This window comes from Shewanella insulae (genome assembly GCF_009831655.1).
GTDB classification, from domain to species: domain Bacteria; phylum Pseudomonadota; class Gammaproteobacteria; order Enterobacterales; family Shewanellaceae; genus Shewanella; species Shewanella insulae.
In genome coordinates this window covers 50630-70408 of sequence record NZ_WRPA01000007.1, presented here as the reverse complement: position 1 = coordinate 70408, position 19779 = coordinate 50630, and the positions used below count along the sequence as shown (strand labels likewise).

The window sequence follows — 19779 nt, the reverse complement described above, 5'->3', positions numbered from 1 at the left end:
AATTTATCTGATTTAGACGCACACTGAGCAGCAACTGGTCAAATGATGGCCTGCTGTAAGATAGAGATTTTTACCTACACTAAAAGATTCTAATAGTGGGTGGCGCTCTTTAAGCAATAAGGAAGCAAGCAATGATCTACCAAAGTCCTACGATTCAAGTGGAATTACTTGAAGATAATATCGCCCGGCTCTGTTTTAACGCCGAGGGCTCGGTCAATAAGTTTGATCGAGAGACTCTCAACTCCCTTAACGACGCACTCGATGCCCTAGCACAAACCCAAGGGGTGAAGGGCCTTATGCTCACCTCGGGCAAAGATGCCTTTATCGTAGGCGCCGACATCACAGAATTCCTGGGACTTTTTGCACAAGACGACAGTGTGCTACAGGGCTGGCTGGAAGACGCCAACAAGGTGTTCAACAAGCTCGAAGATCTGCCCTTCCCAACCCTGTCGGCCATCAAGGGCTTCGCCCTGGGCGGCGGCTGTGAAACTATCCTAGCCACCGACTTACGTATCGCCGACACCACTGCTCGCATCGGCCTGCCAGAAACTAAGCTGGGCATCATTCCTGGCTTCGGCGGTACAGTTCGTCTGCCTCGGGTGATAGGTGCCGACAACGCACTAGAGTGGATCACCACAGGTAAAGATCAACGCCCAGAAGCCGCCCTCAAGGTTGGCGCCATCGACGCCGTGGCAGCCCCCGAGGCATTGGAAACGGCGGCGCTCCAGATGCTGCAAGATGCCATCAGCGAGAAGATAGACTGGCAAGCCCGTCGCCAGCGTAAGCTATCGCCGCTCACCCTGCCTAAGCTGGAAGCCATGATGTCATTCGCCACCGCCAAGGGCATGGTGTTCAAGGTTGCAGGTAAACATTATCCAGCGCCTATGGCTGCCGTCGACGTGATCGAGAAGGCCGCCTTGAGTGAGCGCGCCGAGGCACTGCAGGTAGAACATCAGGCCTTCGTCAAGCTGGCCAAGACAGACGTGGCCAAGGCGCTTATCGGCATCTTCCTCAATGACCAGCTGGTTAAGGGCAAGGCCAAGAAGGCCTCCAAGCAGGCACAAGCGGTTAATTCCGCCGCCGTACTGGGCGCAGGCATCATGGGTGGCGGTATCGCCTACCAGAGCGCCAGCAAGGGTACACCTATCGTGATGAAGGATATCAACCAGGCGGCATTGGATCTTGGCCTCAACGAGGCAGCTAAGCTGCTCACGGCACAGATCAATCGTGGTCGCTCGACGCCGGCCAAGATGGCGGGCGTACTCAACAACATCACATCAACCCTGGACTACAACGCGCTCAAGCAGGCCGATGTCGTCGTAGAAGCCGTGGTGGAACATCCTAAGGTGAAATCGACCGTACTGGCAGAAGTCGAACAGGTCGTGGGCGAAGAGGCCATCATCACCTCTAACACCTCAACCATCTCAATCAATTTGCTAGCCAAGAGTCTGCAGAAGCCTGGGCGTTTCTGTGGCATGCACTTCTTCAACCCGGTACACAAGATGCCACTGGTTGAGGTGATCCGCGGCGAGCACAGCTCAGAAGAGACTATTGCCTCTGTCGTGGCCTACGCGGCCAAGATGGGCAAGACACCTATCGTGGTCAACGACTGCCCAGGCTTCTTCGTTAACCGCGTACTCTTCCCCTACTTCGCCGGCTTTAGTGGTCTGCTGGAAGATGGCGCCGACTTTGCTGCCATCGACAAGGTAATGGAGAAACAGTTCGGTTGGCCAATGGGCCCCGCCTACCTGCTTGACGTAGTCGGTCTGGACACGGGTCATCACGCTCAGGCCGTTATGGCCGAAGGTTTCCCAGACAGAATGGCAAAACAAGGCAAAGACGCCATCGACGTCATGTTCGAGGCCGAGCGTTTCGGTCAGAAGAATGGCAAAGGCTTCTACCAATATTCGGTGGATCGTCGCGGCAAGCCTAAGAAAGAGGTCGACCCGCTCAGCTATGAACTACTGGGCAATGCCTTCGGTGAGCAGAAGGAGTTCAGCAGCGACGAGATCATCGCCCGCACCATGATCCCTATGATCATCGAGACGGTTCGTTGTCTGGAAGAAGGCATCATAGCCACGCCAGCCGAAGCCGATATGGGACTCGTTTATGGACTCGGTTTCCCTCCATTCAGAGGAGGTGTGTTCCGCTACCTGGACACCTTAGGTGTCGCTAACTTTGTCGCCCTTGCCGATCAGTATGCCCACCTGGGTGGCCTGTATCAGGTAACCGACAAGATGCGTGAACTGGCTGCCACCAACGGCAGTTACTACCCAGCCTAATCACCCGGAAGGAATAGAATAATGAAACAAGCAGTTATTGTAGATTGCATCCGTACTCCCATGGGCCGCTCTAAGGCTGGGGTATTCAGAAACGTGCGCGCCGAGTCGCTCTCTGCCGAGCTGATGAAGGCCCTCTTGGTTCGCAATCCTCAACTCGATCCTAACACCATAGAAGACGTGATCTGGGGTTGTGTACAGCAGACGCTGGAACAGGGCTTCAACATCGCACGTAACTCGGCGCTACTGGCGGGCATCCCGAAACAGGCCGGTGCGGTGACGGTAAACCGTCTGTGTGGTTCTTCCATGGAAGCCATTCATCAGGCCGCTCGCGCCATCATGACGGGCATGGGTGATACCTTTATTGTCGGCGGCGTCGAGCACATGGGCCACGTGCCGATGAACCATGGTGTCGACTTCCACCCGGGCCTGGCAACCAATGTCGCTAAGGCTTCTGGCATGATGGGCCTCACCGCCGAGATGCTGGGTAAGATGCACGGCATCTCGCGTCAGCAGCAGGATGAGTTTGCGGTACGTTCACACCAGCGTGCCCACGCGGCAACGGTCGAAGGCCGCTTCGCCAACGAGATCCATGCTATCGAGGGTCATGACGCCAACGGCGCACTGATCAAGGTAATGCATGACGAGGTGATTCGTCCTGAGACCTCACTTGAGTCGCTGGCGACTCTGCGTCCGGTATTCGACCCGGCCAACGGTACGGTCACCGCTGGCACCTCTTCGGCGCTGTCTGACGGCGCCTCGGCCATGTTGGTGATGGAAGAAGAGAAAGCCAAGGCCTTAGGGCTGCCGATCCGCGCACGTATCCGCTCTATGGCGGTTGCAGGCTGTGACGCGGCCATCATGGGCTATGGTCCTGTTCCTGCTACCCAGAAGGCGTTGCAACGCGCAGGTCTCACCATGAACGATATCGACCTTATCGAACTCAACGAAGCCTTCGCCGCGCAGTCACTGCCTTGTGTGAAAGATCTTGGCCTGATGGAGCTGGTCGATGAGAAGGTGAACCTCAACGGCGGCGCCATCGCCCTGGGCCACCCACTAGGCTGCTCGGGCGCACGTATCTCGACCACGCTGATCAACCTGATGGAAAGCAAAGATGCGACCCTAGGTCTAGCGACCATGTGTATCGGTCTGGGCCAAGGCATAGCAACCGTATTCGAACGCGCCTAACGCGTCCCTTACCGTTATGCCTAAGAAAAGGAGTGACCTAGTCGCTCCTTTTTTTGTTTCACGTGAAACACCGAGGCTAAGACCTAGGACCAAGCTCCCCTCACCAAAGCTTTTCTGCCTAACGCGATTAAGACACTTTCTGGCTTTATCTTCACAACCACTGCTGTAATATCGTCAACATGAGTATCTGCTCAGATAGAGGCATATGGAGATCATTCGGTTATTAGACAAGCCAGAGGCCATAGCGCAAGTCGCTGCCTGGTATCACGAGGAGTGGGGACACTTAGGTGCCAATCGCACTCAGGCCGAATTGACTCATACGCTAAACCAATATCTACAACTTTCGGGGATCCCGCAACTCTGGCTCACCTTAGTGAACGGCCTTCCCGTAGGCGCCATCCAGCTCAGGTATCAGGAAAACCCTCAATACCCTGCCGATAGCGTCTGGCTCGGCGGCATCTATGTAAGCCCATCTCATCGAGGGCAAGGCATAGCCAAAGGGTTAATCGCGGTTGCCGAAGAATATGCCTTAGCCTTTAACGCAGACAGCCTCTATCTGCAAACGGAAGCCAAAAACCTCGGCCTCTATCACAGCCTAGGCTGGCGGCTTGTCGCTACACTTCCCTACTCAGACCTAACGGTCAGCGTGATGCGTAAATCCCTAGAAAGAGAGAGTCATGACACCCGCAACTAAGATGCTCGATAAGGCCAAGATCCCCTACCGTCTCCATGAATATCAACACGACGCCAATGCCGGTGCCTATGGCCTGGAGGCGGCGGCAAAACTCCAACTCCCGACGGAGTGGGTATTTAAGACCCTGGTCGCCGAACTCGATAATGGCAATCTGGTAGTCGCCATCATCCCGGTAGACAAGAAGCTCAACCTGAAGCAACTGGCGAAGGCGGCAAAAGCCAAGAAAGCCGCCATGGCCGCACCTGAAAAGGTGCAGCGCAGCACGGGATATGTACTCGGCGGCGTTAGCCCTATTGGGCAGAAGAAACGCCTGGCGACCTTTATCGATGAGAGTGCCGAGCCTTTGCCGCAAATCTATGTCAGTGGCGGACGCCGCGGCCTGGATATAGAACTCATGCCCACGGATCTTAAAGAAGTTACCCAGGCGCGTTTCGTCTCTCTGGTATAATCCAGAGTGTTTCACGTGAAACGCCCTTTAGAGGATCACAAATCCACGGGGCACGACTTGGCTTAAATGCCCGGCTAGAGTAATATTAGCTCCCTCAATTTTATCCGGTCTCACTTCAATTAAGGTTTACGATATGAGCGACCCTTTTGCACAAGCACAACACCAACTCGACGCCCTAGGGCTACGTTGTCCCGAGCCTGTGATGATGGTGAGAAAGTCAGTGCGCAAAATGAACGAGGGAGAGACCCTGCTGATCATCGCCGACGATCCGGCGACCACACGCGATATTCCCAGCTTCTGCGAATTTATGGATCACACCCTAATCGCCAGCCAGACAGAGTCCATGCCTTTCCAATATCTAATCAAGAAAGGGCTCTAATCAAACTAGAGTTCTAACGATTAAGAGAGCAAGTCTTTCCCTGCTGCCTTAATCCGCAAGCGCACTTCCCTCGCCTAAAAAGCTTACCCGGCACATAGCCGATTCCCCTTGCCAGCGGTTTGAGTCAAGGTTTACACTGAGATTCGGCATTCAAAAGGATTGATAGAAATGGCAAGTTTACAAGGCATTAGCTACAAGGTAGTCAAAGGTGGATCCATGCTGGAAACCTCGGCGGCACTCGTCACCACCAGCACAGGGGTTGCACAAGATGTATTTGGAAAGCCAGGTAAACGTCAGGTCACCCTACTGTCGGCGCAGCAATGGCAAGATGCCTGCCAGACACTCGATACTGAACTCCCCTGGACAACCCGCAGAGCCAACCTTCTCATAGATGGCATCAGCTTCAGCGAACAAGACCTTGGCAAGGTGATTCAAATAGGCGCCTTACAACTGGAGATCACAGGCGAAACCGATCCCTGTAAGAAGATGGAAATGGCCTATGCGGGGCTCGAGGCGGCTCTGCAACCAGACTGGCGCGGCGGAGTCACCTGCCGGGTACTCAACGATGCAGAGATCAGTATCGGCGATAGCGTACACTTGGTCGAATAGCTAAGTTTATTCTCCCCCGATCGCAGCCAACCAGGCTGCCAATCTTAGACTCCTGACGCTTACGCAGCGCAAATTACAACTCGGGTCCTGCCCTTGTGATATCTAACAAGGCTTTCAGCTTATCTGACTTAAGCCCAATTTAAGCCGTCCAGGCTATGCTCATCATTCACCAAATGTCACAGAAATTAGGTTTTACTGTTATCGAATTTATGCGATAACTAGATTGTATACAACACCCTCTATGTAGCCACACTAAGGCGCCCAACCAAGGATAATAATGAAACTGGGAACTCCTATGCTAAAACAAAAATTAACGCCCCTCTGCGCGGCGATCGCCCTCAGCCTTTCCCTGCCCAGCTTGGCGGCGGACAAAGATACCGACTCAGCCTGGCAGGTGAATGCCCCAACCAAGGCTCCGCTGGAACAGGTTAAGATAGATGTCACCGAAGGCACCTGGATGAACGTCAGTGTCAGCCCAGACGGTAAACATATCGTATTTGACCTGCTGGGTGACATCTATCAGATGCCTATCGAAGGCGGCGAAGCCAAGCCACTGGCTCAAGGCATCGCCTGGCAGATGCAACCCGTCTATAGTCCGGATGGTAAGCACATCGCCTTCACCTCGGATGAAGATGGCGGCGACAATATTTGGGTGATGAATGCCGACGGCACAGATCCCCGCCCGGTCACCAAGGAAACCTTTCGCCTGCTCAACAGCCCAGCATGGAGCCCGGATTCTCAATACCTCATCGGCCGTAAACACTTTACCGGTAGTCGCAGCCTGGGTGCCGGCGAAGTCTGGCTCTATCACGTTGCCGGCGGTACCGGGGTTAAGTTAACCGAGCGCCCGAACGAACAGAAAGACCTGGGCGAACCCGCCTATTCGCCCGATGGTCGCTATGTCTATTTCAGTCAGGATGCCACCCCGGGTAAGACCTTCCACTACTCCAAGGATTCGGTTAAAGGCATCTACAAGATCAAACGCTATGACACCCAGACTGGCGACATAGAGGTACTGATTGAAGGTACAGGCGGCGCGATTCGCCCAACCCCTAGCCCAGACGGCACTAAACTCGCCTACATCAAGCGTGATGGTTTCCAGTCGACGCTTTATTTGTTGGATCTTAAGTCGGGCAAACAGACCAGGCTCTATGACAAGCTAGATCGTGACATGCAGGAAACCTGGGCCATCCACGGCGTCTATCCAAGCATGAGCTGGACGGCAGATAATGAAGAACTGGTCTTCTGGGCCGGTGGTAAGATCAACCGCCTGGACGTGGAGAGCAAGTCGGTTAAAGAGATCCCCTTCAAGGTGAAAACTGAGCTCGCGGTGCAACCCTCGGTGCGCTTCAAGCAGAATATCGATCAAGACAGCTTCGACGTGAAGATGCTGCGCATGGCGCAGGTATCACCGGACGGTGATAAGGTGGTTTATGAGGCTCTGGGTAAGCTTTGGATCAAGCGTCTTCCTGAAGGCAAGATTAGCCGCCTGACCAATTTAGACAATGAGGTAAGAGAGCTCTATCCTCAATGGTCTCGTGACGGTAAGAAGATAGTCTTCACCACTTGGGACGACGACAAGCAAGGTAGCGTCCGTATCATTAATGCTCGTGGCGGTCGCAGCAAGACACTGACCCAAGAGCCAGGCAAGTATGTTGAACCCACCTTCTCTCCCTATGGCGATCTCGTGGTTTACCGTAAGATTAAGGGCGGTTATATCACGCCGCGCACCTGGTCACAGGAACCCGGCCTCTATGTCGTCGACATCAAGGGCAAAGAGAACCGCAAGATCACACCCGATGGCTTTCAACCCCAGTTTGGTGCCGACAGTGATCGCGTCTTCTTCATGGATCATGGAGAGACACCTCAGCTAGCCTCGATCAACCTACATGGTTTCCAGAAGCGAGTGCACTACACCAGCAAGCATGCCACCGAATTCAGGGTCTCTCCAGACGGCGAGCAGCTAGCCTTTGCCGAGCGTTTCAAGGTATGGGTCACCCCATTTGCCAAGCATGGCGAGACCATAGAGATAGGTCCTAAGGCCGATAACCTACCTGTCACTCAGCTCAGCGTTCGCGCCGGTGAAAGCATCAGTTGGAACGGCGACAGCTCGCAACTCTACTGGACACTTGGCCCGGAGTTGTACCAGATGGATGTCGACACCGACTATCAGGCCGACGAAAAAGCGCCGACTATCGAACCCAAGATCACTCAGATTGGCTTCGAGAAGAAGGCCGATGTTCCACGTGGAACCATAGCCTTCGTCGGTGGACGCGTGATCACCATGGAGGATGACAAGGTGATCGAAAACGGCGTGGTGATCATCGAGAACAACAAGATCATCAAGGTCGGCGACGCCAACACTCAGGTGCCTAATGGCACCCAGGTTATCGACATCAAGGGCAAGAGCATCATGCCCGGCCTGTTCGACGCCCACGCCCATGGTGCTCAAGGAGAGAATGAGATCATTCCTCAGCAAAACTGGGAGCTGTATGCCAACCTGGCATTGGGTGTGACCAGCATTCACGACCCCTCTAACGACACTACTGAGATCTTCGCCGCCTCTGAGCAGCAGAAGGCGGGTAATATCGTCGGGCCGAGAATCTTCTCAACCGGCACTATTCTCTATGGCGCTAACTTACCCGGCTATACCTCGCACATCGACTCGGTAGACGACGCCAAGTTCCATCTGGAGCGCCTCAAGAAGGTTGGCGCCTTCAGCGTGAAGAGCTATAACCAGCCAAGGCGCAATCAGCGTCAGCAGGTGATCGCGGCGGCGAGAGAACTTGAGATGATGGTGGTACCAGAAGGCGGCAGCCTGCTGCAGCATAACCTGACCATGATCGCCGACGGCCATACCACGGTAGAGCATTCTCTGCCGGCGGCCGCCATCTACAGCGATATCAAACAGTTCTGGAGCCAGACAGAGGTTCACTATACGCCAACCCTAGTGGTGGCCTATGGTGGTATCTCGGGAGAAAACTATTGGTACGATAAGACAGATGTCTGGTCTCACCCTCGCCTGTCTAAGTATGTGCCGAGCGATCTGCTAGAGGCACGCTCCATGCGTCGCCCTACCGCACCGGACGGACACTATAACCACTTCAATGTCGCCAGAGTCGCAAACGAACTCAACGACCTTGGCGTGAAACCAAACATAGGTGCCCATGGCCAGCGAGAAGGTTTAGCCGCACACTGGGAGATGTGGATGTTTGCCCAAGGTGGTATGGATAACATGGAGGTGTTAAAGACGGCCACCATCAATCCGGCGGAAACCTTCGGCATGGATCATCAACTCGGTTCGATCAAGACGGGCAAGCTGGCCGACCTGATCGTTATCGATGGCAATCCGCTGGAAGATATCCGAGTAACAGACAAGGTGAGTTACACCATGGTCAACGGTAAACTGTTCGACGCCGAGTCGATGAATCAGCTCAATGGTGACAAGAGCAAACGTAAGCCATTTTTCTTCGAAAATTAAACGTTTTGAATTTTAAAATCTGGCCAATATCTGCCACGAATTTTAATTTCAGAAAAATTTAAAAACAGATCAAAAATGGCCTAAAAGGCAGAAAGGGTGTTTCACGTGGAACACCTTTTTTATATCTTGTATTTACACTCGCCAGCAAATTAGCCTAAGCTAATCGACCACGGCTCAATCAGGAAGAGCGCAACTCAAAAGGACGCTGGAAATGAAATCCCTAAAACTTCCCTTACTCATATTATTATCCATCTCGGCCATCGCCTATTTGATGCTAGAGGCAGACCATGCTCAATCAAGAGATGAGCCAAAAGCTCCCATCGCCCAAGTTAACCAAGACAAGAGTGATCAAAATCAGTCTCCGGCCCAGACTCATACTAGCAGCAAGGTAGAAACAGTAAGCCTTATAAGTGAGAACACCGACAGCGGGAATAAGGTCGATGCCGATACAAACGAATCGATTGAACACCAGGACGACAATCAGACCTCAGCCAAGCAACTGGTGGCACAGATCATAGATGCTAACGGCGTTATCGATGCTGGGCAGATAGAAAGAATACTTGGTAAAGACCTGGAAGCCTATGTCGATCTCATCGAGTCCCTCGACAACTATGATGCCATCGGCCAGCAGCGCCAATCGGCACTGGCCGACAGACTCACCCGTTTGCCGGAGACCATATACAGTGAAAAATATGCCTGCGGAGACAGAATCTGCGTTCTAAGCCTTACAACAGACACTATCAGCCAACAAAGTATTGATAAATTAAGTGAATTTGATAAGAACTACGCATTTATCAAGCAGGCTCAACTCGACACGGGTGAGACACAATTTCAGGCCATCTATCTACAGACAGATGACCCTTCCACCATGCGCTTTAAGGGTTACTAAGCACCTTAGTTAGACTTATCTTGGTAACAGAAACAGTCGGCGGTGTGGTCGTTGACCATGCCTACCGCCTGCATAAAAGCATAGCAGATGGTCGGGCCGACAAAATTAAACCCAAGCTTTTTCAATGCCTTCGACATGGCTTCCGACTCGGAGGTCTGTGCCGGCAGCTGCTCCAGCCGTTGAAAGTGATTCAGCTTGGGCTGGCCGCCAACGAAACTCCAGAGAAATTCGGAGAAGTCGTTGCCCTGCTCCACGAAGGCGATATACCCCTTGGCATTCTTGATGATGGAGTTCACCTTGAGCCGGTTACGAATAATGCCGGGATTTTGTAGTAATTCCTCTACCTTTTGCTCATCAAACTTAGCAATAACGTAAGGGTCAAAATCCGCAAAGGCAGCCTCATAATTTTGCTGCTTCTTGAGTATGGTGATCCAGGAGAGTCCTGCCTGCTGCCCGTCCAGACAGAGCTTGGCAAACAGCTCTTGGCTGTCATACACGGGACGCCCCCAAACCTCGTCATGATACGCCTGATATAGTGGATCTTCGCCGACCCAGCCACAACGCTTAACATCCATGGTGTTTTTTCCTATTTTTCCGCCGTTAAGGTAAAAAATAACCTACATAAGCCTTTTTCAACAAGGTATAATCGAAACCATTTTCTATCACAAGCCGACAGTAGTAGACATGACGACGAAACATGACGTAAAAACATTCCAGGGTTTCATCTTAACCCTGCAGGAATACTGGGCGCAGCAAGGTTGCGCCATCGTTCAACCGCTGGACATGGAAGTAGGCGCGGGTACTTTCCACCCTATGACCTTCTTGCGTTCTCTTGGCCCTGAGCCGATGAGCAGCGCCTATGTTCAGCCATGTCGTCGTCCTACCGATGGTCGTTACGGTGAAAACCCTAACCGTCTGCAGCACTATTACCAGTTCCAGGTGGTACTCAAACCGTCACCAAGCAATATCCAGGAGCTCTACCTGGGTTCTCTCGAGGCCTTGGGCGTCGATATGAATATCCATGACGTACGCTTCGTGGAAGACAACTGGGAATCTCCAACCTTGGGTGCCTGGGGTCTGGGCTGGGAAGTCTGGCTCAACGGCATGGAAGTGTCTCAGTTTACCTACTTCCAGCAGGTGGGTGGCCTGGAATGTAGTCCGGTTACCGGTGAGATCACCTATGGTCTAGAGCGTCTGGCCATGTATATCCAGGAAGTCGACAGCGTCTATGATCTGGTATGGACCGACGGCCCTATGGGTAAGATCATGTATGGCGACGTGTTCCATCAAAACGAGGTTGAGCAATCGACCTACAACTTCGAACACGCCAACGTCGAAGTACTGTTCAAGCAGTTTGACGATTGCGAGAAGGCCTGTAACGAGCTGTTAGCCCTGGAAACGCCACTGCCCTTGCCTGCCTATGAGCAGGTAATGAAAGCCTCGCACGCCTTCAACCTACTCGATGCCCGTCATGCCATTTCGGTTACCGAGCGTCAGCGTTACATTCTGCGTGTGCGCACCATGGCCAAGGCAGTAGCAGAGTCCTATTATCAAGCCCGTGAAGCACTCGGCTTCCCAATGTGTAAGTAGAGGTATATTAAGATGAAATTTGAAAACTTACTCATTGAAGTAGGCACAGAAGAGTTACCGCCAAAGTCACTGCGCACCTTAGCCGAATCTTTCCTGGCTAACTTCGAAGAAGAGCTAAAGAAAGCGGAGCTAAGCTATGAGTCGGCCACCTGGTACGCTGCGCCGCGTCGTCTGGCTCTTAAGGTAAACGCCCTGGTGACCGCCCAGGCGGACAAAGTTGTCGAAAAGCGTGGCCCGGCCATCGCCCAGGCCTTCGACGCCGATGGAAACCCAACCAAGGCAGCCATGGGCTGGGCCCGTGGTAACGGCATCACGGTCGAGCAGGCAGAACGTCTCACCACTGACAAGGGCGAATGGTTGCTACACAAGGCCAAGGTCGTCGGCGTAGAGACTAAGTCACTGGTAGCCGACATGGCCCAGCGCGCCTTAGACAAGCTGCCTATTCCTAAGCCTATGCGTTGGGGCAGTAGCAAGACCCAATTTATCCGTCCGGTACACACAGTTACCATGTTGATGGGCGACGAGCTAATTGCTGGCGAGCTGCTGGGCATAAAATCGGCACGCACTATCCGCGGCCACCGCTTCATGGGTGTAGATACCCTGGAGCTGGATCATGCCGATAACTACCTCACCGCGCTGGAAACCCAGGGCAAGGTGATGGCCGACTATCAGGCGCGTATGGCCATCATCAAGGCCGACGCGCAGGCAGCTGCCGACACCATCGGCGGCGTCGCCGAGATCGACGAAGATCTGCTGGAAGAGGTGACTTCTCTGGTCGAGTGGCCGGTCGTACTCACCGCCAACTTCGAAGAGAAATTCCTCGACGTACCGGCCGAAGCCCTGGTTTACACCATGAAAGGCGATCAGAAATACTTCCCGGTATTCGACAAGGCGGGCACTCTGCTGCCTCACTTCATCTTCGTAACGAATATCGAGTCTAAGGATCCGGCACAGATCATCGCGGGTAACGAGAAGGTGGTTCGTCCACGTCTTGCCGACGCCGAATTCTTCTTCGAGACCGACAAGAAGCATAGCCTGGAATCTCGTCTCGCCAGCCTGGAAACCGTGGTATTCCAGAAGCAGCTTGGCACCATCAAAGACAGAGTCGAGCGCATCTCTGCCCTCGCCGCCTACATCGCCCAAGGTATCGGTGCCGACAGCGAGCAGGCGAGCCGTGCCGGCCTACTCTCTAAGTCAGATCTCATGACCAACATGGTGATGGAATTTACCGACCTGCAAGGCACCATGGGCATGCACTACGCTCGCCTGGACGGTGAAACCGAGGCGGTTGCCCTAGCCCTGGAAGAACAGTACAAGCCTAAGTTCTCTGGCGACAGCGTGCCGACTCAGCCTATCTCTATCTCGGTTGCACTGGCTGAGAAACTCGATACCTTAGTGGGCATCTTCGGCATAGGTCAGGCGCCAAAAGGTGCAGCGGATCCTTTCGCCCTCCGCCGCGCCGCTATCGGTATCCTACGTATCTGTGTGGAGAACAACTTGCCGCTGGATCTGGTGGATCTCATCACCAAGGCACAGGCACTTCACGGTGCTAACCTGAGCAACGCCGACACCGCAGAGCAGGTGCTGGAATTCCTGATGGGCCGCTTCCGTGCCTGGTATCAAGACCAAGGCATCAGCGTCGATGTGATCCTGGCGGTACTAGCGCGTCGTCCAACCTCGCCAGCCGATTTTGACAGCCGCATCAAGGCGGTCACCCACTTCAGAAGCCTGGAACAGGCCGCAGCGCTGGCCGCAGCCAACAAGCGGGTGTCGAACATTCTGGCCAAGGTAGAGGGCAAGATCGCCAGCAATATCGACACTAGCCTGCTACAAGAGAGCGCCGAACAGGCACTGGCCAGCAAGCTCAACGAGCTGCAACCACAACTGGATCCGCTATTTGCCAACGCCGACTACCAACAGGCACTGGCCTTGCTAGCCAGCCTGCGCGAGAGCGTCGACACCTTCTTCGAAGATGTGATGGTGATGGCCGACGACGAGGCCCTCAAGCAGAACCGTCTGGCACTGCTATCTAAACTCAGAGCCCAGTTCCTGCACGCCGCCGATATCTCGCTGCTGCAATAAGTTACTGCTCATAAAACAAAAAACGCATCCTCAGGGATGCGTTTTTTATGTCCGGACATGCTATCGATGGCTATTGCGCCTCAAGCTGGTTAGACTCAAATGATGAGAGTCAGTCACAGGTGAATCCCTTCTTTGCAAACCACTATCTATCCCCTGGGTGAGCGTGCCCTGGTACTCGATCCCACGCCCGAAGCCCCACTCTCCTGGGCCGCGCAATCTAAGCTGTGCTGGATCGCCGAGCAGCTGCGCCATTTACCCATAGTCGAAGAGGCTATTCCCGGCATGAACAACCTGACCATAGTCGTCAGAGAAACCAGGCAGTTAAAAGCCATGCAGGCGAGACTGGGTGAGCTATGGCAGAGCGCGCCAACCGAGACATGTGAGAGCCGCACCATAGAGATCCCAGTAAGCTATGGCGGAGAAGCCGGGCCGGATCTGCATGCTGTCGCCAAATACCATAACCTCAGCCCAGAAGAGGTGATCAAGCGCCACAGCGAGGCCAGTTACCAGGTATTCTTCATCGGTTTTCAACCTGGGTTTGCCTACCTCGACGGCCTGCCCGAGCGCTTACACACGCCCAGGCTGGCGACTCCCAGGTTAACCATTCCCGCAGGCTCCGTGGGCATAGGCGGCGAGCAGACAGGTGTCTACCCGCTGGCGAGCCCAGGAGGCTGGCAGATCATAGGCCGAACCCAGCTGGCACTTTTCGATGCCAGCAGAAATCCCCCATGCCTGCTCAAACCGGGGGACAGAGTAAGATTTACGACCGTGGAGATCTGCCTATGATACGTCTAGATAGGGTAAACGGGCTGGCCAGCATTCAAGATCTCGGCAGGCAGGGACAGGGGCACCTAGGCGTGCCATGCGGCGGTGCCATGGATAGGTTCTCGCTCATCCTGGCCAACCGCCTGCTGGGCAATGAGGATAACGCCCCCGCTATCGAGCTCGCCAGCGGCAGTTATGAATTCACCTTCGAGACTTCGAGCTGGGTCGCCCTTTGCGGCGCCACCTTCGAGGCTAGAATAGAGAGCGAGAAAGAGGGCAAGATAGATAAGCGTCCCCTGTGGCACGGCTGGCGCGGCCGGGTCAATCCAGGGGAACGACTGACGCTCAAGGGTCCAAGACAAGGCGTGTGGGGCTACCTTGCAATCCTCGGCGGCGTTAAGGTCCCCGAGGCTCTGGGAGGTCGCGGTACCTTCCTGGCTGGACGGTTCGGTGGCCATCGGGGGCGACAATTAGCCTCGGGCGATAGTCTTAGCCTGAATGCCCCAGCTGAAGCAAGCTTTAGTCGCCCGGTCGGCGCGGTTCACAGAGCCAACGATGGTATCTTACGCGCCCTGCCCGGCCCTGAGATGAGCCAGTTCAGTGACCAGGATCGTAAGGCCTTCTGGCATGGCCACTGGACGGTCTCACCCCAAAACAATCGCATGGGCGCCAGACTAAGCGGCGAGCCTCTGGACTCGGGCAAACATCTGAGCCTGCGCTCTCACGCCGTGCTACCGGGCGTGGTTCAGGTGCCGCCGGGTGGCCAGCCTATAGTGTTACAGGCCGACGCCCAGACCAGTGGCGGCTATCCGAGAATGGCCATGGTGATCGAGGCCGACCGCTGGAAACTGGCGCAGGCCAGAGCAGGGCAAGCGATCCGCTTTCAGCATGTCAGCCCCAATCAGGTGGAAGATGCTAACCTTGAATGGCAACACTATTTCTATCGTTTAGCGAGGGCAATGGATGGGAGCTAAACCGCTAAGAATCGACCTCAACGCCGACCTCGGCGAGGGAGGCCCACAAGACGAGGCGCTGCTGTCATTGGTCACCTCGGCCAATGTCGCCTGCGGCGGTCACGCCGGCGATAGCCAGAGCATGCTGGCAACAGTCAAGCTTGCCAAGGCGCACCATGTAAAGGTCGGGGCACACCCCAGCTATCCCGACAAGGCTAATTTCGGCCGCCAAACTATCAAAATAGATGCCGAATCGCTATTTAACTCGCTAATACAACAGATTAACGCCATAAAGGCCGTATGCGATGAGCTAGGCGTCGATCTCCACCACGTGAAGCCTCACGGTGCCTTGTACAATGATGCGGCCCAAGATCCCGCCCTAGGCCGTATACTCATTCGGGTCATAGAGGCGATCAATCCAAAGCTTAAGCTGATGATATTGGCGGGTAGCCCTTTGGTAATGCAGGCGAGGCGCGCAGGGATTGAGGTGATCGAAGAGGCCTTCGCCGATCGAGGCTACTGTGCCGATGGCCGGCTCGCTCCCCGCTCACAGCCTGGCGCACTCATCGAAGAGACCCATAGGGTGCTCGAACAGGTTAGCTCCATAGTCGAAGAGCAGAAAGTGACGACGGTGACGGGAGTTTCGATAAACTGCCAGGCCACCAGCCTCTGCCTGCATGGTGACACCCCGCAGGCACTGGAGTTTGCCAGGGCGATTAGGGCAAGCCTGGAGCACCAAGAGTAAAACACCTGTACTAGTTAGATAACAGCTTTCCCATTAAGTCAAAACAAAAAAGCCCCGGAAGACCGGGGCTTTTCACATTAGCAACCTGTTATACGTCCAGGTTCGCTACGTTGAGGGCGTTAGACTCGATAAAGTCACGACGCGGCTCAACCTGATCACCCATCAAGCAGGTAAATAGCTGATCGGCGGCGATAGCATCTTCGATGGTCACCTTCAACATGCGACGCGACTCAGGATCCATGGTGGTTTCCCACAGCTGCTCAGGGTTCATCTCACCCAATCCTTTGTAGCGCTGGATATAGAGGCCACGCTTAGAGTCGTTCATCAGCCAATCCAGGGCCTCGACGAATGAAGAGACTTCTTTCACACGCTCACCACGCTTCACATAGCCACCCTCTTCGATCAGGCCTTCCAAGGCTTCTGCCAGCGCCGTCATACGCTGATAGTCGCTCGACTGCAGGAAGTCGTAAGAGAACAGGTAGTGGGTATCTATACCATGCTTACGTATCGTCACCTTAGGCAGATAGACTTGACGCTCTGGGTCGAGGAAAGCCTCGGCGCTAAAGATAAAGCCACCGGATTCTGCTTCGGTCAGGGCCGCCGCATAGTTGTCACACCACTGCTTCACCTTAGCCTCATCGGCTAGGATATCGCTGGTCAAGCCTGGCTGGTACAGCATGCGCTCGGTCAACATGATAGGGAAACGCTGCTCGAGACGATCGAAAATCGCTTCTACTTCACGGTATTGATATACCAACTTCTCTAGCGGCGCGCCAGACATGGCCGGTGCATCTTGAGACGGATGGATCTCACCACCGTCCAATGCCAGGTTAGTCAGGTATTCGGTCAGCGCCGGATCATCTTTCAGGTACTGCTCCTGCTTGCCCTTCTTCACCTTGTACAGTGGTGGCTGAGCGATAAACACATAGCCACGCTCAATCAGCTCAGGCATTTGACGGAAGAAGAAGGTCAACAGCAAGGTACGAATGTGCGAGCCGTCGACGTCAGCATCCGTCATGATAACTATGTTGTGGTAACGCGTCTTATCGGGATCATACTCATCACGGCCAATACCACAGCCTAGGGCGGTGATCAGGGTCGCGACCTCTTGTGAAGAAAGCATCTTGTCGAAACGGGCCTTCTCCACGTTAAGGATCTTACCCTTAAGCGGCAGAATCGCCTGGTTCTTACGGTTACGACCCTGCTTGGCACTACCACCCGCAGAGTCACCCTCCACTATGTAAATTTCAGAAAGCGCAGGGTCTTTCTCCTGACAGTCAGCCAGCTTACCAGGCAGACCACCTAAGTCTAGTGCGCCTTTACGACGGGTCATCTCGCGTGCCTTACGCGCCGCCTCACGGGCACGGGCCGCATCGATGATCTTACCGACGATCAGCTTGGCCTCGTTAGGGTTCTCCAACAGGTAGTCACCCAACTTCTCACCCATGGTCTGCTCAACGGCCGACTTCACTTCGCTCGACACCAGCTTGTCTTTGGTCTGAGAGCTGAACTTAGGATCCGGTACCTTAACTGAGATAACGGCGGTCAAACCTTCACGGGCATCATCACCGGTCGCAGAGGTCTTGCCTTTCTTGTTAAAGCCTTCCTTGTCCATGTAACTGTTAAGGTTACGGGTCAGGGCGCTACGGAAACCGGCAAGGTGAGTACCACCATCGCGCTGAGGAATGTTGTTAGTGAAACAGAAGATGCTTTCTTGGAAGCCATCGTTCCACTGCATCGCCACCTCAACGGTAATGCCGTCTTCACGTTCCTGTACGAAGTGGAAGATCTCTTTATTGACCGGTGTCTTGTTCAAGTTGAGGTAATCGACGAAGGCGCTGATACCGCCCTCATACTTGAAGAACTCATCCTTGTTGTCGCGCTCGTCGACCAGGCGAATACCTACGCCCGAGTTTAGGAATGACAGCTCGCGAACACGCTTAGCCAGAATATCGAAATGGAATTGAGTGTCCGAGAAGGTCTCGGCACTTGGCCAGAAACGGATCTCTGTACCTGTATTGGTAGCCTCTCCTATCGCCTCGATCGGCGCATCGGGCTCACCCATGGTGTAGAACTGTTCATACAGCTTGCCGTCTCGGCGAATGGTCAGCTTTAGCTTCTCTGACAGGGCGTTAACCACTGAAACACCTACGCCGTGCAGACCACCGGAAACCTTATAGGAGTTATCGTCGAACTTACCACCGGCGTGCAGTACCGTCATAATAACCTGAGCCGCCGATACCCCTTCTTCAGGGTGGATAGCGACCGGAATACCACGTCCGTCATCCTTTACCGATACCGAACCGTCGGCATGGATAGTAATGATCACATCATTACAGTGGCCCGCTAACGCCTCATCGATAGAGTTATCGACCACTTCGAACACCATGTGATGCAGACCCGTACCGTCGTCGGTGTCACCAATATACATCCCAGGTCTCTTCCGTACCGCATCAAGGCCCTTTAGTACCTTAATACTCGAAGAATCGTAACTATTCTCTGACATATTATTCTCTCGTCGGTTATTCAATTACCGTTACACGCCCTTGTTCCACATGGAACACCTTTACGGGTGGCGTGTTTAACGAATCCATTATTGCCGCAGGCTCGATGGCGGTGACAAAGACTTGTGCGCCCGTATCGCTTAGCTGCTGCAGCAAGAGTTGCCTGTGCCTAGCATCCAATTCCGATGGCAGATCGTCCACCAGATAAATACTGTTTTTATCTATTTGTTGTTTGAGCAACTTTCCCTGTGCTATACGCAGTGCGCATACAAGCAACTTCAATTGCCCTCGGGACAGGGCATCTTGTACCGGCAAAGTCCCGACCCTTAATCTCAGGTCGGCCTTATGAGGACCACTGGCCGTGTGTCCCGCCGCTAAATCTCTGGGATATTGTGCCTGCAACAGGGTCTGATAATCAGTTTTACTATCCCAACCTCGGGTAAAGGAAACCTTAACATCAACCTGAGGTAAAAACTCTTCGATTATACCCTTAAGTCGTTCATTTAACGAGCCTACATATCGCTTTCGTATCTCAGTCACAATTTCGGCGTAGCGCACCAATTCCTTATCCCAAAACTGAATCTGCTGATAAGGGATTTCGCTTTTAAGCATCTGATTTCTATGCTTTAAAATTCGTCTAACATTTGCCCATGCGGTATAGAAGCCCTTGTCGGTATGAAAGGCGCCCCAGTCGATAAACTGTCGGCGGGATTTTGGCCCCTCAAAAAGCAGTGAAAAACTCTCCGGCGTGATCACCTGAATGGGCAAAGTTTCGGCTAAGGTGGACAGACGTTTCACCTTATCGCCGTTGATTTTCACTTCGGTTTCACCCGAGCGGTAACGCCTAAGTCCTATCTTGGTCTCCTGCTCGCCCTGCTCAAGATGGGCAAACAGGGTCAGCTTGTCTTGATCGTTCTGAATCACACGCTGAGACAGGTGACTGCGAAAGGAGCGCCCCATCCCCAGAAAGAAAATCGCCTCGAGAATACTGGTCTTGCCGCTGCCGTTCTGACCATAGATAAGATTCAGGCCGTCACCGAGTTGCAACTGGGCAGTGGCGATATTACGAAAGGAATCGATATGAAGGCGAGATAAACTCATCTAATACTCATGACAATGGCGCAGGGGCCATTTAAGAAGATGCACGCCCTTACGGGCGCGCAATGCTAAAGA

The 19779-nt window shown here is 53.9% G+C and carries 16 protein-coding genes; 13 read left to right on the top strand and 3 right to left on the bottom strand.

The genetic code is table 11. From position 1 onward, the window contains the following. Positions 1-131: 131 nt before the first annotated feature. From fadB to GNT65_RS09435, 8 genes are all read left to right on the top strand, one after another. The gene (fadB, locus tag GNT65_RS09470; protein ID WP_160795585.1) at positions 132-2282 is read left to right on the top strand and encodes a fatty acid oxidation complex subunit alpha FadB; all 2151 of its coding nucleotides are present in this window, start codon (positions 132-134) and stop codon (positions 2280-2282) included. 21 nt (positions 2283-2303) lie between these two features. Beyond that, positions 2304-3467 carry an acetyl-CoA C-acyltransferase FadA gene (fadA, locus tag GNT65_RS09465; RefSeq protein WP_160795583.1) on the top strand — a complete coding sequence of 388 codons (1164 nt, stop codon included), beginning with the start codon at positions 2304-2306 and terminating at the stop codon, positions 3465-3467. 205 nt (positions 3468-3672) lie between these two features. Next, positions 3673-4161: a GNAT family N-acetyltransferase gene (locus GNT65_RS09460; RefSeq protein ID WP_160795581.1), complete on the top strand. Its 489-nt coding sequence runs from the start codon at positions 3673-3675 to the stop codon at positions 4159-4161. Beyond that, positions 4145-4609 carry a Cys-tRNA(Pro) deacylase gene (ybaK, locus tag GNT65_RS09455; protein WP_160795579.1) on the top strand — a complete coding sequence of 155 codons (465 nt, stop codon included), beginning with the start codon at positions 4145-4147 and terminating at the stop codon, positions 4607-4609. The genes GNT65_RS09460 and ybaK overlap by 17 nt, the downstream gene beginning before the upstream one ends. A 133-nt stretch (positions 4610-4742) precedes the next feature. Next, positions 4743-4988: a sulfurtransferase TusA gene (gene tusA, locus GNT65_RS09450; protein ID WP_160795577.1), complete on the top strand. Its 246-nt coding sequence runs from the start codon at positions 4743-4745 to the stop codon at positions 4986-4988. Between the two features lie 168 nt (positions 4989-5156). Beyond that, complete coding sequence (locus GNT65_RS09445; protein ID WP_160795575.1) at positions 5157-5597, top strand: MOSC domain-containing protein; 441 nt, start codon at positions 5157-5159, stop codon at positions 5595-5597. A 295-nt stretch (positions 5598-5892) separates the two neighbouring features. Continuing rightward, positions 5893-9078: an amidohydrolase family protein gene (locus tag GNT65_RS09440; RefSeq protein ID WP_160795804.1), complete on the top strand. Its 3186-nt coding sequence runs from the start codon at positions 5893-5895 to the stop codon at positions 9076-9078. A gap of 211 nt (positions 9079-9289) precedes the next feature. After that, positions 9290-9967 (top strand): hypothetical protein, encoded by a 678-nt coding sequence (locus tag GNT65_RS09435; RefSeq protein ID WP_160795573.1) that lies wholly within the window; start codon positions 9290-9292, stop codon positions 9965-9967. 5 nt (positions 9968-9972) lie between these two features. On the opposite strand, the gene GNT65_RS09430 is transcribed toward GNT65_RS09435, so the two are convergent. Next, entirely contained in the window at positions 9973-10542 is a 570-nt protein-coding gene (locus GNT65_RS09430) for a DNA-3-methyladenine glycosylase I (RefSeq protein WP_160795571.1), read from the bottom strand. A 109-nt stretch (positions 10543-10651) separates the two neighbouring features. Here GNT65_RS09430 and glyQ point away from each other — a divergent pair, with 109 nt between their 5' ends. The 5 genes from glyQ (at position 10652) to pxpA (ending at position 16102) form a co-directional block, all read left to right on the top strand. After that, complete coding sequence (gene glyQ, locus GNT65_RS09425) at positions 10652-11557, top strand: glycine--tRNA ligase subunit alpha (RefSeq protein WP_160795569.1); 906 nt, start codon at positions 10652-10654, stop codon at positions 11555-11557. A 12-nt stretch (positions 11558-11569) separates the two neighbouring features. Further along, complete coding sequence (gene glyS / locus GNT65_RS09420; RefSeq protein WP_160795567.1) at positions 11570-13639, top strand: glycine--tRNA ligase subunit beta; 2070 nt, start codon at positions 11570-11572, stop codon at positions 13637-13639. Positions 13640-13771: 132 nt separating this feature from the next. Then, positions 13772-14425: a 5-oxoprolinase subunit PxpB gene (gene pxpB, locus GNT65_RS09415; RefSeq protein WP_160795565.1), complete on the top strand. Its 654-nt coding sequence runs from the start codon at positions 13772-13774 to the stop codon at positions 14423-14425. Continuing rightward, positions 14422-15378 carry a 5-oxoprolinase subunit C family protein gene (locus GNT65_RS09410; RefSeq protein ID WP_160795563.1) on the top strand — a complete coding sequence of 319 codons (957 nt, stop codon included), beginning with the start codon at positions 14422-14424 and terminating at the stop codon, positions 15376-15378. Before pxpB ends, GNT65_RS09410 begins: the two co-directional genes overlap by 4 nt. Continuing rightward, positions 15368-16102 carry a 5-oxoprolinase subunit PxpA gene (gene pxpA, locus GNT65_RS09405; protein ID WP_160795561.1) on the top strand — a complete coding sequence of 245 codons (735 nt, stop codon included), beginning with the start codon at positions 15368-15370 and terminating at the stop codon, positions 16100-16102. The genes GNT65_RS09410 and pxpA overlap by 11 nt, the downstream gene beginning before the upstream one ends. Positions 16103-16190: 88 nt before the next feature. On the opposite strand, the gene gyrB is transcribed toward pxpA, so the two are convergent. Then, positions 16191-18608, bottom strand: coding sequence for a DNA topoisomerase (ATP-hydrolyzing) subunit B (gene gyrB, locus GNT65_RS09400; protein ID WP_160795559.1), 2418 nt, complete (start codon positions 18606-18608; stop codon positions 16191-16193). A 16-nt stretch (positions 18609-18624) separates the two neighbouring features. Then, positions 18625-19707 carry a DNA replication/repair protein RecF gene (gene recF / locus GNT65_RS09395; protein WP_160795557.1) on the bottom strand — a complete coding sequence of 361 codons (1083 nt, stop codon included), beginning with the start codon at positions 19705-19707 and terminating at the stop codon, positions 18625-18627. Positions 19708-19779 lie beyond the last annotated feature (72 nt).